Origin of the sequence: Nostoc sp. (genome assembly GCF_036918015.1) — a bacterium.
Lineage (GTDB): Bacteria > Cyanobacteriota > Cyanobacteriia > Cyanobacteriales > Nostocaceae > Nostoc.
The window spans coordinates 35,491-49,683 of record NZ_JBALEO010000098.1 but is presented as its reverse complement, the minus strand read 5'-3'; the positions used below and the strand labels follow the sequence as shown (position 1 = coordinate 49,683).

12 protein-coding genes are annotated in these 14,193 nt (G+C 43.4%); 6 read left to right on the top strand and 6 right to left on the bottom strand.

Annotation, left to right across the window (positions count from 1 at the left end; all coding sequences use genetic code 11):
* Nucleotides 1-11 precede the first annotated feature (11 nt).
* From V7K61_RS31005 to V7K61_RS30980, 6 genes are all read left to right on the top strand, one after another.
* On the top strand, nt 12-1,469 hold the full coding sequence (locus V7K61_RS31005) for a DNA phosphorothioation-associated putative methyltransferase (protein WP_335059568.1): 1,458 nt from the start codon (nt 12-14) through the stop codon (nt 1,467-1,469).
* A gap of 247 nt (nt 1,470-1,716) precedes the next feature.
* Nucleotides 1,717-3,009, top strand: coding sequence for an AmpG family muropeptide MFS transporter (locus V7K61_RS31000; protein WP_335059566.1), 1,293 nt, complete (start codon nt 1,717-1,719; stop codon nt 3,007-3,009).
* Entirely contained in the window at nt 2,994-3,416 is a 423-nt protein-coding gene (locus tag V7K61_RS30995; RefSeq protein WP_069068991.1) for a hypothetical protein, read from the top strand. The genes V7K61_RS31000 and V7K61_RS30995 overlap by 16 nt, the downstream gene beginning before the upstream one ends.
* A 207-nt stretch (nt 3,417-3,623) precedes the next feature.
* Nucleotides 3,624-3,812 carry a hypothetical protein gene (locus V7K61_RS30990; protein WP_335059564.1) on the top strand — a complete coding sequence of 63 codons (189 nt, stop codon included), beginning with the start codon at nt 3,624-3,626 and terminating at the stop codon, nt 3,810-3,812.
* Between the two features lie 22 nt (nt 3,813-3,834).
* Nucleotides 3,835-4,392, top strand: a complete 558-nt coding sequence (locus V7K61_RS30985; RefSeq protein ID WP_335059562.1) for a GNAT family N-acetyltransferase — start codon at nt 3,835-3,837, stop codon at nt 4,390-4,392.
* 174 nt (nt 4,393-4,566) lie between these two features.
* Nucleotides 4,567-5,325, top strand: a complete 759-nt coding sequence (locus V7K61_RS30980; RefSeq protein WP_069068994.1) for a HEAT repeat domain-containing protein — start codon at nt 4,567-4,569, stop codon at nt 5,323-5,325.
* A gap of 120 nt (nt 5,326-5,445) precedes the next feature.
* Here V7K61_RS30980 and V7K61_RS30975 read toward each other — a convergent pair whose 3' ends face one another.
* From V7K61_RS30975 to V7K61_RS30950, 6 genes are all read right to left on the bottom strand, one after another.
* Nucleotides 5,446-5,853, bottom strand: a complete 408-nt coding sequence (locus tag V7K61_RS30975) for a phosphomannose isomerase type II C-terminal cupin domain (protein ID WP_334720794.1) — start codon at nt 5,851-5,853, stop codon at nt 5,446-5,448.
* A 174-nt stretch (nt 5,854-6,027) separates the two neighbouring features.
* On the bottom strand, nt 6,028-7,371 hold the full coding sequence (locus V7K61_RS30970) for a PQQ-dependent sugar dehydrogenase (RefSeq protein WP_335060096.1): 1,344 nt from the start codon (nt 7,369-7,371) through the stop codon (nt 6,028-6,030).
* A gap of 839 nt (nt 7,372-8,210) precedes the next feature.
* Nucleotides 8,211-9,422, bottom strand: coding sequence for an EAL domain-containing response regulator (locus V7K61_RS30965; RefSeq protein WP_335059559.1), 1,212 nt, complete (start codon nt 9,420-9,422; stop codon nt 8,211-8,213).
* Nucleotides 9,423-9,450: 28 nt separating this feature from the next.
* Nucleotides 9,451-10,413, bottom strand: a complete 963-nt coding sequence (locus tag V7K61_RS30960; protein ID WP_335059557.1) for a hypothetical protein — start codon at nt 10,411-10,413, stop codon at nt 9,451-9,453.
* A 437-nt stretch (nt 10,414-10,850) separates the two neighbouring features.
* Complete coding sequence (locus tag V7K61_RS30955; RefSeq protein ID WP_335059555.1) at nt 10,851-11,021, bottom strand: hypothetical protein; 171 nt, start codon at nt 11,019-11,021, stop codon at nt 10,851-10,853.
* A gap of 55 nt (nt 11,022-11,076) precedes the next feature.
* Nucleotides 11,077-13,911: a family 10 glycosylhydrolase gene (locus V7K61_RS30950; protein WP_442936390.1), complete on the bottom strand. Its 2,835-nt coding sequence runs from the start codon at nt 13,909-13,911 to the stop codon at nt 11,077-11,079.
* Nucleotides 13,912-14,193 lie beyond the last annotated feature (282 nt).

Genomic DNA, 14,193 nt, shown 5'->3' with positions numbered 1-14,193 from the left:
CAACTAATATTATGCCTGAAACGCTAGAAATCGAGCGTCATAGAGCTGCGATCGCTCGCATTGATATATCTCGCCCCGTGCGATTGGCTATAGAAGGGTCAATCCTGAATCCAGACACGACTTTTTTTGACTACGGCTGCGGCTACGGTGGTGATGTGCAGCGAGTAAAAAACTTAGGTTACACCAGTGCAGGTTGGGACCCTTACTACTATCCTGATGTACCACGCACCCCCGCCGATGTGGTCAATTTGGGTTATGTCCTCAACGTCATTGAAGACTCAGAGGAACGCCGTCAAAGCCTAATCCAAGCTTGGGAACTCACCGGCAAAGTTTTAATTGTCGCGGCTCAAATCCTGATTAACGCTCCTAGCAAAACCCAACTTGCTTACAATGATGGCATTGTGACGCGCCGCAATACTTTTCAGAAATATTACGAACAACAAGAACTCAAAACTTATATTGATGAAGTCTTAAATGTTGATGCAGTACCGATCGCACTAGGCGTATACTTTATTTTTCGAGATGAAGCCCAAAAAGAAAGCTACAAAGCTATCCGCTTCTTTTCTGCGACTTCTACACCGCGAGTCCGTATCCCCATCAAGCGGTTTGAAGACTATCAAGAACAGCTGCAACCACTCATGGCTTTCTTTACCAAGCGCGGTAGATTACCTGTGAAAGGCGAATTGGAAAATGAACAGGAGTTACTGAGTGAATTTGGTAACTTTCGCCGTGCTTTCGGTGTAGTTTTACAAGCTACCGATGAGGCTGAATGGGATGCGATCGCTTATCGTCGTTCTCTAGATATCCAAGTTTATCTCGCCCTGACCCACTTTGATAAACGCCCTGCATGGCAAAAGTTAGCCCCAGAAATGCGGCACGATATCAAAGCCTTTTTTAGTAGCTACGAGGAAGCTTGTCAAGTAGCTGACCAAAAGCTTTTCAGCTTAGGCAAACCTGGGGTGATTAAAACTGCTTGTGAAAAAAGCAAAATTGGTAAACATACGCGCGGTGCGCTTTACGTCCATGTTTCGGCATTAGCAGCACTCGATCCCATACTACGAATTTGTGAAGGTTGCGCTAGCCGTACCATTGGGCGTGTAGATGAAGCCACATTAATCAAATATCACACTGATAAGCCGCAAATATCCTATCTGTCTTACCCCGAATTCGACATTGACCCCCATCCAGCGTTAAAAGCCAGCATAGGTATTGATTTAAAAACCCTCTTCGTCACTCATCGAGATTACGAAACTAGGGCAAATCCGCCGATTTTGCACCGAAAGGAAACATTTGTTACCAGCAACTACCCACGCTACGAAGAATTTGCTAAACTCACCCAACAAGAACAGGAATTAGGATTGCTCAATAGCAAAAGCGACATCGGTACTCGTGAAGGTTGGGAAAAATGCCTCGCTGCCCACAGAGTCGAAATCAGGGGACATCAGGTTTACCCAATTGAAGAAAGTTAATAAAACGCTGACGCTATAAGGTTATCCTGAATTTGTATTTAACCCAAGTAAATCTTGGTAGTTTGTCATGTTTGCGAGAAATCACACAGCAGCTTTGGCAAGTTTCAATCCCCGATCGGGATTATATAAGGAACTCCTGCTGCTCCAATAATTCAAACCTTTATAGGTACTAGTTACATGATATACTTTTGCATTTCCTCGTTGTATTTTATTGATATTTCCTCAAAAGAGGCAAAAAGTTGAAACAATGAGGAAAATTAAATCACTACTGGGAGTTTTCGGTAGTCGCAAGATGGCGGCTTTATTATTTTTAGGTTTTTCATCGGGTTTACCGTTATTGTTAATTGGTAATACATTAAAGGCTTGGATGACCGTAGAGAAGGTAGACTTAGCCGCTATTGGTTGGTTTAGCCTTGCGAGTTTGCCTTATTCCTTAAAATTTTTGTGGTCGCCGTTGGTAGACAGGTTCACCTTACCAATTTTGGGACGACGACGGGGTTGGTTAATTTTGACGCAGATTGCTTTGATTGTAGCGATCGCATTCATGGCTTTTCAACAACCCAAACAAGCATTACAGCTATTAGCAATCAACGCCATAGTAATCGCTTTTATCAGTGCAACTCAAGATATCGCTGCTGATGCCTACCGTACCGACGTTTTAGAAAAACTAGAAATGGGGGCTGGTGCCGCAGTTTTTATCTTAGGTTATCGAATTGCCCTATTAGTCGCAGGTGCTTTAGCCTTAATACTTGCTGACAAACTGCCTTGGTCATCGGTTTACTTGTTTATGGCAGGGACAATGGTAATTGGTATTCTTGCCACCTTGTTCGCACCGGAACCCAAGGAAATTAGCCCTCCAGGATCTCTCGCTGATGCTGTAATCTTGCCCTTTCGAGAATTTTTTCAGCGTCAAGGGATTATTAAAGCTATTCTAATGCTGGCATTCATTACCCTATACAAGCTAGGTGATGCTTTGTTGAGCAATATGACCACGCCTTTTTTACTGCAAACTGGTTTTACCAAAACCGACATTGGGGCAATTCAAGTGGGGATGGGGTTAATTGCGACGATTGTTGGTGCTTTAGCAGGTGGTTCAATTTTGAGTGCTATTGGCATCAATAGATCGCTTTGGGTTTTTGGTATTCTACAAGCAGTAAGTAATTTAGCTTACTTTTTTCTAGCATACATCGGTCAAAACTACCAAGCTATGGTACTTGCCATCAACGTAGAACAATTTTGTGGTGGATTGGGGACAGCAGCCTTTGTTGCCTTTTTGATGAGTCTTTGTAACCAGCGGTTTTCCGCAACCCAATATGCTTTATTATCCAGCTTAATGGCTGTCAGTCGCGATATTCTGGCGGCCCCTGGAGGCGCGATCGCTCAAAGCACGGGTTGGCCTGTATTTTTCTTAATTACCATCGCCGCCGCCGTACCAGGACTACTCCTATTACCAGTATTTGCCCCCTGGAACCCTCAGCCAGTGGCAATATCCAGACCAGGACTTGAGGACGAAGAAGAGGATATATGGGGAATCAAGTAGTTATTGCTGTCGGCACATTCATCCTCTTACTCACAGGTTTATTACTGGGGTATGTTCTCTCGCAGTTAGTTCTGGGATTTCTAGCATTTAACCTCCTAACTTTTTTTGGAACACTCAGCCTAATTTTAATTTTTGGTACACTTTATTACGTTTTATTTTGGCAGTTGCGGAGAGAACAATCCCGACCATCAACTCCATCAACCATCAATCAAGGGATACCAACCCAGGTAGATGATGGTGGATCTGATAGCTATCTCAAAAACAGGCTAATCGCTAAATTATCTGGTGACACTGCCGCAGCCGAACGGTTAATTGAACAGGCAAAGGAAACTTATCCTGGGATGCCGGAGAATTGGTATTGCGAAAGAGTACTCGATGACTTGGAGAGCGATCGCCAGAGGGAGTAGGGGAGGCAGGGGAAGCAGGGGAAGCAGGGGAAGCAGGGGAGGCAGGGGGAGAGAAGTATTGCCCAATGCCCACTTGCCCTGAGCGAAGCCGAAGGGATTCCCAATTCCCAATTCCCATGCACAGAAAATTGCTAAAATAAATCAAGAATACTTCACAAATCTTCAGCTAGGTTCTCATAAAAGTTCCTAGCTTCTTGCAATTAAAATATGGCTATTTTTCGTCAATACATCGCCCCACTGCTTGCAGTATTAGTATTTTTCTTTGCCCTAGTGGCAGTCAGCGCCCGCATCTTTTTACCCTCCGATATGGCAGCACCCGCACCCATTGAAGAGGTGGGGGTAAGTTCTCAATCTACTCCAAGTGATTTATCACCAGCAGCACATAACGCGAGCTAGCTAAGTCAATAAACGTATTTAAGTGTCTGAGCAACTATTACCTGGATATATTATTCGCCGTGGCTCCCTTTTAGAGCGATCGCTGCTGCTTAAATTCATGCAGCAAACTTACCAGGATATTTTTCCAAATGAGGATTTTTCTCATTTAGAGCAAACAGTTAAGCAATACTTCTCCAGCGATACGCCCTTGTGGTGGGTAGAAGAGGAGGGGGAACAGGGGAGCAGGGGAGCAGGGGAGCAAGGGAGCAATAAAGAATCTCTCTCCTCTGCCCCTCTGCCCCTCTGCCCCTCTGCCCTCCATCCCCCGATAGCTTGCCTCTGGGTGGGCAATGCTATAGATCAAGTACATGGAAACCGTCATGCTCACATCTTTATCCTCTACGTTGTACAAGAACATCGACGACGGGGTATTGGTACAGCTTTAATGCAATATGTGGAAAATTGGGCTATTCAAAGAGGCGATCGCCAAATTGGTCTGCAAGTGTTTCAATCAAACAAACCCGCATTGAATCTTTATAATCAGTTAGGTTATCAAACCCAATCCCTATGGATGGTAAAATTCCTGAGTGCAGAAAAATAAACTCAAGAATAGCGATAATCTACTGTTGTATCTGAGTTATGGAGGTTCTCGTTTGGATAAAACTCAACGAGGAAGAAAGGAAAATGTATAAGAACCCAACTAATATATATAAAGCTTTAACTTATTGGCGCGGGGGATTATGTGTTAATCCCTTTTCGGGATTGAAATCAAATTATGTATGACGAAGACGATCTAAGCCTACTCGATATTGAGGAGGAGCTAGAAAGCCCCTTAGATAAAATAGAGCCGCTAACTGCCGAATCAGTTGTGGCAAAGCCCGATCCAGAAGTGATGCTAGCCTTGCTGGAAAATCCCCAGCCCCAGCAAAGGATGTTAGCGGCACGTGCTTTTTGTGATATAGAAGATGCCCGTGCTACCCCCCATCTGATTCGCCTGTTAACTGATACCTGTCCGTTAGTGCGGGTAAGTGCAGCTTATGGCATCGGACGCAATCCCAGTTTAGAAGCAGTGAGTCCGTTAATTGCTCAACTCAACAGTGATTGGAATGGCTATGTGCGTAAAGGTGTAGTTTGGGCTTTAGGAAACTGTCGCGATCGCCGTTCTTTAGCACCCCTAGCAAACGCCCTCAGAACCGACATTTCCGCAGTGCGTTTGTGGGCTGCTAGCGCCTTAGCACAAATGGCAGAAGTCGGTTATGAAGCAGTTATCGGGGCAACACCACCTTTAATTGAAGCCTTAGTCCAAGATCCCGTAGCAGCAGTGCGAAGTAACAGTGCTTGGGCAATTGGTCAACTGTGCCGCGAACTACCTTCTAATGTAGTTTATGCCACAGCGATCGATGCCCTAATTCAAGCCTTTGCCGAAGATCAAGATTTGGGAGTCCGCGAAGACGCCAAAGCCTCACTATTAGGAGTGGGCGATCCTCGTGGCTTACAGCTGATTGAAACCCTAGAACAAGAAGGGTGGTTTTGATTGGGCAAAACAGTTCTGAGTGCTGAGTGCTGAGTTAGGAGTTAGGAGTTTTCTTTTGTCCCCTTGTCCCCTTGTGTCCCTCATTTCCCCTGCTCCCCTGCTCCCCTGCTCCCCCATCCCTTACTGTCCTTCAGCTACAGGTTTGACCAAGTTTAAGTCATAAGGGCGCTCAGTATCATCCTCACCCAAATATTCACCGTTTTGAATTTCCAGAATAATTAGCGGGATATGTCCAGGATTTTCTACCTTATGTAGTGTTGCTGCGGGTACATAAGTTGATTCGTTTCGATTCAGTAATATTTCTGCATCGCCACAAGTCACTTTTGCCACACCGGAAACTACAACCCAATGTTCATTGCGGTGATAATGAATTTGTGGTTTAATGCCGTGCCTGGGCTTGATTTCAACACGACTAATTCTATAGGTTTCTCCCTCTTCGATTACCTCTACCTCACCCCAATATCGTGTACCTGAATGTGGAGACAATTCGTTGATATTTAACTGAGTATTATTTTCATTGGCAGTCATAATTCATTTCTCAACCAGATAAGTATTAGTATTTATCAGTAATTTACCGTAAACGAGATAAACCTGGGTAGGGAGATGCAGTCACAACGTCTCTATTGATGACAACTGCTCTAACTTTACTTTAGGCAACAGATCCTATCCGTAAATTTCTAAATGTTTGAAGGCGTGAATTGTTCACTCCCCCGTATATTGAATCCGATAAATCCGATTATTGGCTTCTTCTGTTAATAGTAAACTGCCATCTGGCAACACGAGTAAACCTACAGGCCGTCCCCATGTGCTGGGTACAGAAGGATTTAGTAAAAATCCTGTGAGAAAGTCTTCGTAGTAGCCAAGCGATCGCCCTTTAGCATCGAAGGGAACAAATACAATTTTATAACCAGTGCCGCGATCGCGATTCCAAGAACCACGAAAAGCCGCAAAAGCACCGTTCTGGTATTTTTTCGGAAACGTTTTACCATCATAAAACTGCAAACCCAATGCTGCGGAGTGCGCCTGGAACAGTACATCTGGCGTTTGAGTCCAGGCTGCTAAATCAGGACGTTTACTTTTGTCATCTGTCTTTTGCCGCGGATCGAGGTTATTTGGTGTTAGATAAGCATAGGGCCAGCCGTAAAATGCCCCCTGTTTAACACGTGTCAAATAGTCTGGTACCAAATCATCACCAATTCCATCCCGTTCATTGACAGTAGTATAAAGTTCCTTAGTTATAGGATGAAAGTCTAAACCAACAGGGTTACGCAAGCCGGAAGCGAAAGTTTGCTGCTGGGAACCATCTAAATTCATCACCTGTATTGAAGCCCGTGGTAGGGGTTCTTCATCCACATTGGTTCCTGAACCAACTGAAATATATAATTTATTGCGATCGGGTGAGACAACGACATTGCGCGTCCAATGATTGTTATAACCTTGAGCGGGCAAATCGGCAATTTTTTCTCCCTTACCTGTAATTTTGTTTTGATCTTGAGTATAGGGAAAACGCACCACAGCATCTGTATTCCCCAGAAAAAAGGAATTATCTGCAAAAGCCATACCAAAGGGTCTATTAAGTCCGTTGTCACCACTAGCAAAGGTTTCTCGAACGTCGGCTACACCATCGCCATTGCTGTCACGCAACAAACGAATCCGATTTTGCCCGGTTTCAGTTACTAAGACATCACCACTGGGAGTTAAAGCTAGCCAGCGTGGCGCATCTAAACCTTCGGCAAAAACATTTACTGTGAAGCCTTGTGGTACACGCAGCACCGGATTTTGGGGAATGGGCACAACCTCAGGCCGCTTCGAGGCGCTGTCTGTTGCGAAGGGTGCTGGTAAATTCTTCAGATTGATGCGGATGGGTGTAGGTGAAAGTGCTTCAGTACGGACAATATTTTTTGGCTGTGTAGGATTCTGTGTCCGTTGGGTAGAAGGTACAGATTTTTGAGGTGTAGGATTATCTGAGTTAGCGCGAGTCTGGTTACAGGCTGCTGCCAAAATCATTAAAAAAACTGGCAGCAAAAAACGCGCAGGAACTTTCATGGTGGTAGACACTATACACAATCTTCCTACTCTAGACTTGATGCTTAATAATTGTCGCCAGTCAAAAGTTTGATTTTTCTTAGTTAGTCAACCTATTAACAATTCAAAAGTAAGGGACTTCCAAATAAAAAAAATATTCAATTAACTCTTGTGGGGTGGGCGTCTCGCCATTAGTGTCAAGTTAAGGTTAAACCCGCTTGGTGACAACGTTTTGCCCTCACCCCAGCCCCTCTCCCGGATGGGAGAGGGGAGCTAGACATTCAATTCCCCTTCTCCTTTGGGAGAAGGGGTTAGGGGATGAGGGTGTGAGGGATTTGCAAAACGCCTGTCTGATATAGTTTTCAGCTTAAGTTGACACCAATGGCGACACGATAGCCCTATAGACTGGGCGCTCATGTTGCCCACTCCACAATATTGGATAATTTATTTCTTGGAGTTCCCTAAAGCACTAGTAGCACAAGGCGGAAGTCAAAAATCAAGGCTTCGGCTTGCCTCAGCATTGACCCTGAGCGCAGTCGAAGGGTCAAAAATCAAAAGTATTATGGAATGGTCTTTTTAGAGATTTTAAATGGTTGCTATATTTACGCCGTGGCGTACTAGTGACTAAATTCTATTCCCAATTCCCACTTTCCCTGAGCGTATCGCTAAAGCGAAAGCTCCGCTAACGCGTAGCGTCTCGCAGAGAAGGGATGCCCAATGCTCAATACAGCAGTTTGCAGCTAAATGAGGTACAGAACCAAGGATTCACAAATCAAATCTTCTCCCTCCTGCCTCCTGCCTTCTGCCTTCTGCCTCAAAACCAGTGACCTTGTACCTCATGCAAAAGAAAACTGCTGTATTTACACATACAAGCATTTGTTAGTGAACAAAAAATTTTCAAATTCTGCTGCTGGTAAGGGACGACTAAATAGAAAACCTTGCATAGAGTTACAGTTGTGTTGGCGTAAAAAACCTAGTTCTGCTTCTGTCTCTACACCTTCAGCCACTACATCTAGATTGAGATTATGAGCCATTTGAATTAATGCTTTAGTGATGGCTGACTTTTGCGAATCGTTAGCAACATTATGGATAAAATAGCGGTCTATTTTTAATGTATTAATTGGTAAGTTTTTCAGATAAATCAAAGAAGAGTAACCAGTACCAAAATCATCGATCGCAATTTTTATACCCAAGGATTGCAATTTGCTCATAGTAGCGATCGCACTATTTACATCTTGCATAATCATACTTTCAGTGAGTTCTAGTTCTAGGTCATGTGGTTCTAGATTATTCACAGATATAAAATTAACTACATTATGAATGAAATCTGGCTGATTAAATTCAATTACTGACAAATTTACAGCAACAATCAATGAATTAATTCCAGCATCACGCCAGCTTTTAATTTGTTGACATACCCTTTTTAATACCCATTTTCCAATCGGAACAATTAAACCTGTAGACTCTGCTAACGGAATAAATTCTGTTGGGTAAATCATTCCCAATTCTGGACTTTGCCAGCGCAATAAACTTTCAGCACCTACTATTTTTCCAGATGCAATATCGACTATTGGTTGATAATAAATTTCAAATTCTTGAAATTTATGTTGTTTTATAGCTCGGTGTAAGCTAATTTCTAACAACTGCATTTTTGGAGACAAGTTGTTAGTTACAGTTTGAGGAGATAAATACCTTTTTAAAGTAGCGTATTTTTCCAGCCTGTTCATGATGGCACTTAATAACTCAGCCCGAGTAAATGGCTTAGTTATATAGTCATCTGCGCCCATATCCATACCTTGACGGAAGTCAGATTTGGCAGATTTGGCAGTGAGAAAGATGAAGGGAATTGTTGCAGTTGATGGCTCTTGACGTAATGCTGCTAGCACACCGTAACCGTCAATTTCTGGCATCATCATATCACAAAGAATTAAATCAGGAGCTTCGGAGATAGCCAAATGTACCCCGATTCTGCCATTAGCCGCAGCAATAGTTTCAAAGTCCTCAGCTTCTAGCAAATCTAAAATGTTTTCACGTACTGCTTCTTCATCTTCTATTATTAAGATTTTTGGCATAAATTACCTCATATTTATATTTTGTTATTTAATGGCAATATACATAAATATTTATTGCAAATATAATTATATATTTTACCTTTGTAGTGTAGATATCTACACACTTTTTTGAAAATGCCATTTCTAATACGCCAACTAGTATATCAACACCGTTTATAGTATGATAAAATGATTCAAGAAGATACACTATACATCCTTGAAAAATCCCAATCTGCAAATCTTTAACTTCAAATGCAGTTTGTCTATCTTGAATAAGAAAATTAAACTTGAAAATGCCATCAGAGGATAAATATTTAATCGCATTTGAAAACAAGTTAGTCCAAATGTGTGCCAACAGTTTTTCATTGATGCAGAAGGTTACAAATTTATATTGACTGGTGAAAAAAATCAAGCTCTGATAGCCCAGATTCATCTGTATTTGTTCTGGCGATTGTTGGCTATGTTCAACTAAATTGAAGGATGTTGCTCTACACTCTAATTTTCCTACTTCTAACTGGCCGATAATCAACACATCATTCAACATTTCAGTCATGATTATGTGATATTTGGGCGTATTTGTCTGCATTATCCTATTAGACTTACGGTACAAGTCCAAATCTTCGTCATAAACTTCAATGAAGTGAGTGTATTTGCCTGTCGTAGCTTTACGTACTATAGCGCGTGCTAGTAACCATTGGGACTTGAGTAATTGTCTCTCAATGAAAATCTGATGTTCTACTTCAAAGGAACCAATACTAGTATTACCTCTAGTTTTCTCTGTTTTTTGTGCCAGTGCTTGACAGATACAGATACTTTCAGGAGTAATATTGTCAGTAATATTACCTTGCTTATCTACAACTAGAAGCAGTTCCAACTGCTGCTGGCTCAACCGTGATAGCACTGAGACTATTTCCGAAAATTCTGACATATTCAATGTCATAACTAAGGTATGCATAACTTCAAAAGTATTGGCTGTTTTCAAGCTAGTTCCAGAAGCTACAAACAGTACCATATCATGCTTTGTGAAGTACCCTACTATCTGCGAAGATGAAAAAAAAAGATACTTTTACCCCGTGCTACATCAGTGCGTAAGCGTAGCCCGTTGTAGAAATAGCATCTACTCTAATAGTGATGTTTTTAACATAACCATCAGGAGCAAACAGTCAATTCTTAACTCTCAGCTTTGTAGCCTGATGAGCTGAGGTAAAGCTTGCATAGATTTTCACGATAGCTATCATCAAATAATAGTTATCTAAAGCTGCTTATCTAAGTATTTTCCAATATTTTGACGCTAAACAAGTAGTAATATTTGGGTTACAAACACTACAAAAAGTGTGTTAAGAATTACAAACCAGCTTATATCCAGCTAGTTGGGTATTGAGCATTGGGCAAAACAGTTTTGAGTACTGAGTGCTGTTAGCGGATAGCTAAGGTTTAGCCCGTGCTGAGTTAGCCCGGATTTCTCACGCATAGTGTAGGCTTCAGGGCAAGAGGAGTGTGGGGAGTGTGGGGAGTGTGGGGAGTGTGGGGAGTGTGGGGGGTAAGACTTCTTCCCCATCCTCCCACACCTCCCACACCTCCCACACCTCCCACACCTCCCACACCCCTTGGATTTCTCACTTGTGAGAAATCCAGGTTAGGAGTTTTCTTTTGTCCCCTTGTCTCCCCTGCCTCTTCACAAAGAACGCAACTGCACCCGCCGTTCACCATAACGTAATAGCCTTTCTATAGTTACGAGTCGATTTTCCCAAACTTTGACTTGATAGGAATTCGACTTAATTTCTTGGCTCATCAATACCCGGAATTGAGACTGGAAACGAGTTAGAGAGGCTCTCGCAACGACTAACTTACTAGCAGAAGGGGAAGCGGCAAGCTGATTTAAAGCACTGCGTAAAACTTCTGCCTGGTTGTTAAAATCTGAAAGTTTCTGAGATGACCTTTGTCGTTGGTCATTTTGGAAAACAAATTTCCATTCCCGTTGTAGCGCGGTGTAACGAATGGCGGCACTTTGAAAAGGCTGGCGGTGAGGAATCGGTTCACTTGTTGTGGATTGAATCCTACCTTGGGTGCTACTAAAGATTTTTTGGAGATCGTTGCTAAAATTTTCTGCGGCAAATAGTGCATAACCACTAACTGGCAAGTCCCTTACCAACTGGAGTTGATCGAATGCTCCGATGGTTGGCAAAGAAAGCAAGCGAATTCCCGGCACCAACAAGGTAGCTCCCAATTGTTTAGAGGCAATCCAGGGTTGGGCTAGTCGTTGAAAGCGGGAAGTATCCAGAGCATAAGTCATGGGAACGATTAAATCTACATCCCCCCGCCTTGCCCAAGTTTCCCAATTTTGTTGAATTTTCTGAATCCGCTCTTGTTCTGGCAAAGGAAATACTGCAACCGATAAAATTAAATTCGGTTGCTTTTGTCGTAACTGCTGTGATACTTGGGCGACAAAGCTATCAACTTGCTCGGTGCGAAATTTTGTCCATTTTTGCCACAAGTCTGCTTGGCTAGGAGAAATATTCACTGGATCTACACCAGTAAGTTGCTGAAATTGCGCTCTTGCAGCTTTGCCATAGCCGTAAGTTCGACCTGCTGATGGGTCTTGGAAAGGGTAGCGAATGTAGTCTAGCTGTAAACCATCCACCTTATATTTAGTGACAATTTCTTCATACAGCTTGAGCAAGTATTGCCGCACTTCGGGGTTGGCTGGATCGAAGAATGGCTTGCTCTGACCAACAGGAATCATGTTGCCTAGATTATCGTAATTTGCCCAATCGGGATGAGCCGCCAGTACTGGCCCTGGATAATTAGGATTAAGGTTGAGAATTTCATTATGGCGTTGATTGCCAGCAGCAAAAGTCCAAACCCAAGCGTGTAATTCCATGTCTCGCTCATGGGCTAGTTTCACCGCTTCTTCCAGTGGGTTCCACCCACGAATTAATGGGTTTTGCTCTTTTGCGACTTGGCTGGGATAAATTGTATAGCCAGCGTTAACAGTTTCAAAAAAGACGGTATTAATCCCGGCTTGGGCGAGGCGATCAAAAATCTGTGCCAGTCCCGCCTTACTACCAGCACGAACAATCGTCCCCCGATCTAACCAAACTGCGCGAATTTCTGGTTGAGCTAGTTTGCGATCGACAGGAAACTGCTGCCACAAAGTTGTTTTAGCGGCCAGCCATTGCTGACGAGCCAAAGCGTAGTTTTTTTGAGCAATCAATTGGGGTAAATTTTTAGCAATTAGCCTTGCTTGTGCTAATGCTTGGTCTTTACTTATGGCTAGCGCCCCCAGTTTGGTTGAGGCTAATTGTGTTGGCTGTTCTTTGACAGACTGGGGGGTGTTCAAATGCCTAGAAAACTGCTTTTCCTCAGATATTCTTTCGCCAACATTAGCCGCATCAGCTAACACCGCTAAATGAGCGCTTTCCACTCGACCAATCAGATTTTCTAACTCTTGCTGGAGAGCGATCGCTTGCCTGTTATCAATCGGCTCATTGGAGTTGGGTGCAACATCCAAACGTACTGCTTGTTCTAATTGGTCAATAGCCTCCTGAGAACTTGGAGGTTTGACCATAGGCAGCGATCTAGGTATGGGAGCAGTGGCAGTTTTAGCAGGAGATGAGAGAGATGAGCCGCCCCCCTGCCCCTCCGCCCCCCTGCCCCTCTGCTCCTCGGTCACTGAGCGTAGCCGAAGTGCTGCCCCTCTGCTCCCCTGCGCTGAGGGCGCAGCCGCCACAGTTGTAGAGCAGCTTTGGGAACCTCCTGGTATTTTTTTGGCGCGATTTGATGGCGCTAATGCTGTCAAATAGTGATTGATAGTAGTTTTTAACCAGGCATTATCCAACTCGGCTGCTGAGGCTGTATCTGTTCCCCAGCGCCAGCCCAAAAAGGTAGAACGCTCAGTTGTCACTACTGCGGCCGGATGATCTTTGGAATTCCAAACAGCAGGAGATTCACTACCCATATCATTAGGAATCACAACGCCGCCGCGCACTTTACCAAATAGTCCAGTTTGATTTGTCCATTCTGGGATCTTGGTTTTTGCTGCTTGAATCTGTTCTGTGTCACTAAAGCTGAATCCCCAATAACCTCCCAAGAGCGATCGCAATAACTGCCGTACTCCTGGGGATGACAGACTACCGACAGGCCCACTAGCAATCAAACGCCCTCCCTTACTCATCCAGTCTTCTAGAGCGATCGCTTGAGTTGGTGTTAATGTCTCAACATTTGGCAAAAATAATACTCGGCGATCGCCCCAATCTGCCCCACTCTTGACATCATTTAGGGAAATTACACAATACTTTACCCCTATTGTCTGTAAGCGATCGCTTATCCCTCCCCATTGATTTGCATTTTCTTGGCCATACACTACGCTCAATACGGGTTCTTCAGTTGCCGCCGTTACTGGCAAAATACTCAAAAAATTTAAAACTACAATTTCACAACTTAAAATAAATAATCTTCTAGCTTTTTTAATTTTTAAACTTATATCTTTTGGGTTTTCCTGATACTTCACCAGTGACTCCTCACTTCATTATTAATTAATTTAGTTATCGAAACAGAATTCAGGAGTCATGAGCCAGAATGGGCTAAACCTTAGCTATCCGCTAACAGAATGAATTTTGTGCGACACAACGACCGGCTTAGTGCATCACTGGTGGATGAATCCAGAGGTTTAAGACCCCCACTAAATCTGCATATTTAGTGGTCTTCTCCCTTGGCGCTAGCTTCTCCCAAAGGGAGAGGCTAGCGCCAAGGCGAACGAGCGTCACGAGCGTCTTCATTCTGGCTCCTGTTA

Excerpts from the sequence above, each read along its gene's own strand:
- V7K61_RS30965 (WP_335059559.1), bottom strand. The coding sequence starts at position 9,422 with ATGCCAAAAATCTTAATAATAGAAGATGAAGAAGCAGTACGTGAAAAC.
- V7K61_RS30960 (WP_335059557.1), bottom strand. The coding sequence starts at position 10,413 with ATGGTACTGTTTGTAGCTTCTGGAACTAGCTTGAAAACAGCCAATACT.
- V7K61_RS30980 (WP_069068994.1), top strand. The coding sequence starts at position 4,567 with ATGTATGACGAAGACGATCTAAGCCTACTCGATATTGAGGAGGAGCTA.
- V7K61_RS30970 (WP_335060096.1), bottom strand. The coding sequence starts at position 7,371 with ATGAAAGTTCCTGCGCGTTTTTTGCTGCCAGTTTTTTTAATGATTTTG.
- V7K61_RS30995 (WP_069068991.1), top strand. The coding sequence starts at position 2,994 with ATGGGGAATCAAGTAGTTATTGCTGTCGGCACATTCATCCTCTTACTC.
- V7K61_RS31005 (WP_335059568.1), top strand. The coding sequence starts at position 12 with ATGCCTGAAACGCTAGAAATCGAGCGTCATAGAGCTGCGATCGCTCGC.
- V7K61_RS30990 (WP_335059564.1), top strand. The coding sequence starts at position 3,624 with ATGGCTATTTTTCGTCAATACATCGCCCCACTGCTTGCAGTATTAGTA.
- V7K61_RS31000 (WP_335059566.1), top strand. The coding sequence starts at position 1,717 with ATGAGGAAAATTAAATCACTACTGGGAGTTTTCGGTAGTCGCAAGATG.
- V7K61_RS30975 (WP_334720794.1), bottom strand. The coding sequence starts at position 5,853 with ATGACTGCCAATGAAAATAATACTCAGTTAAATATCAACGAATTGTCT.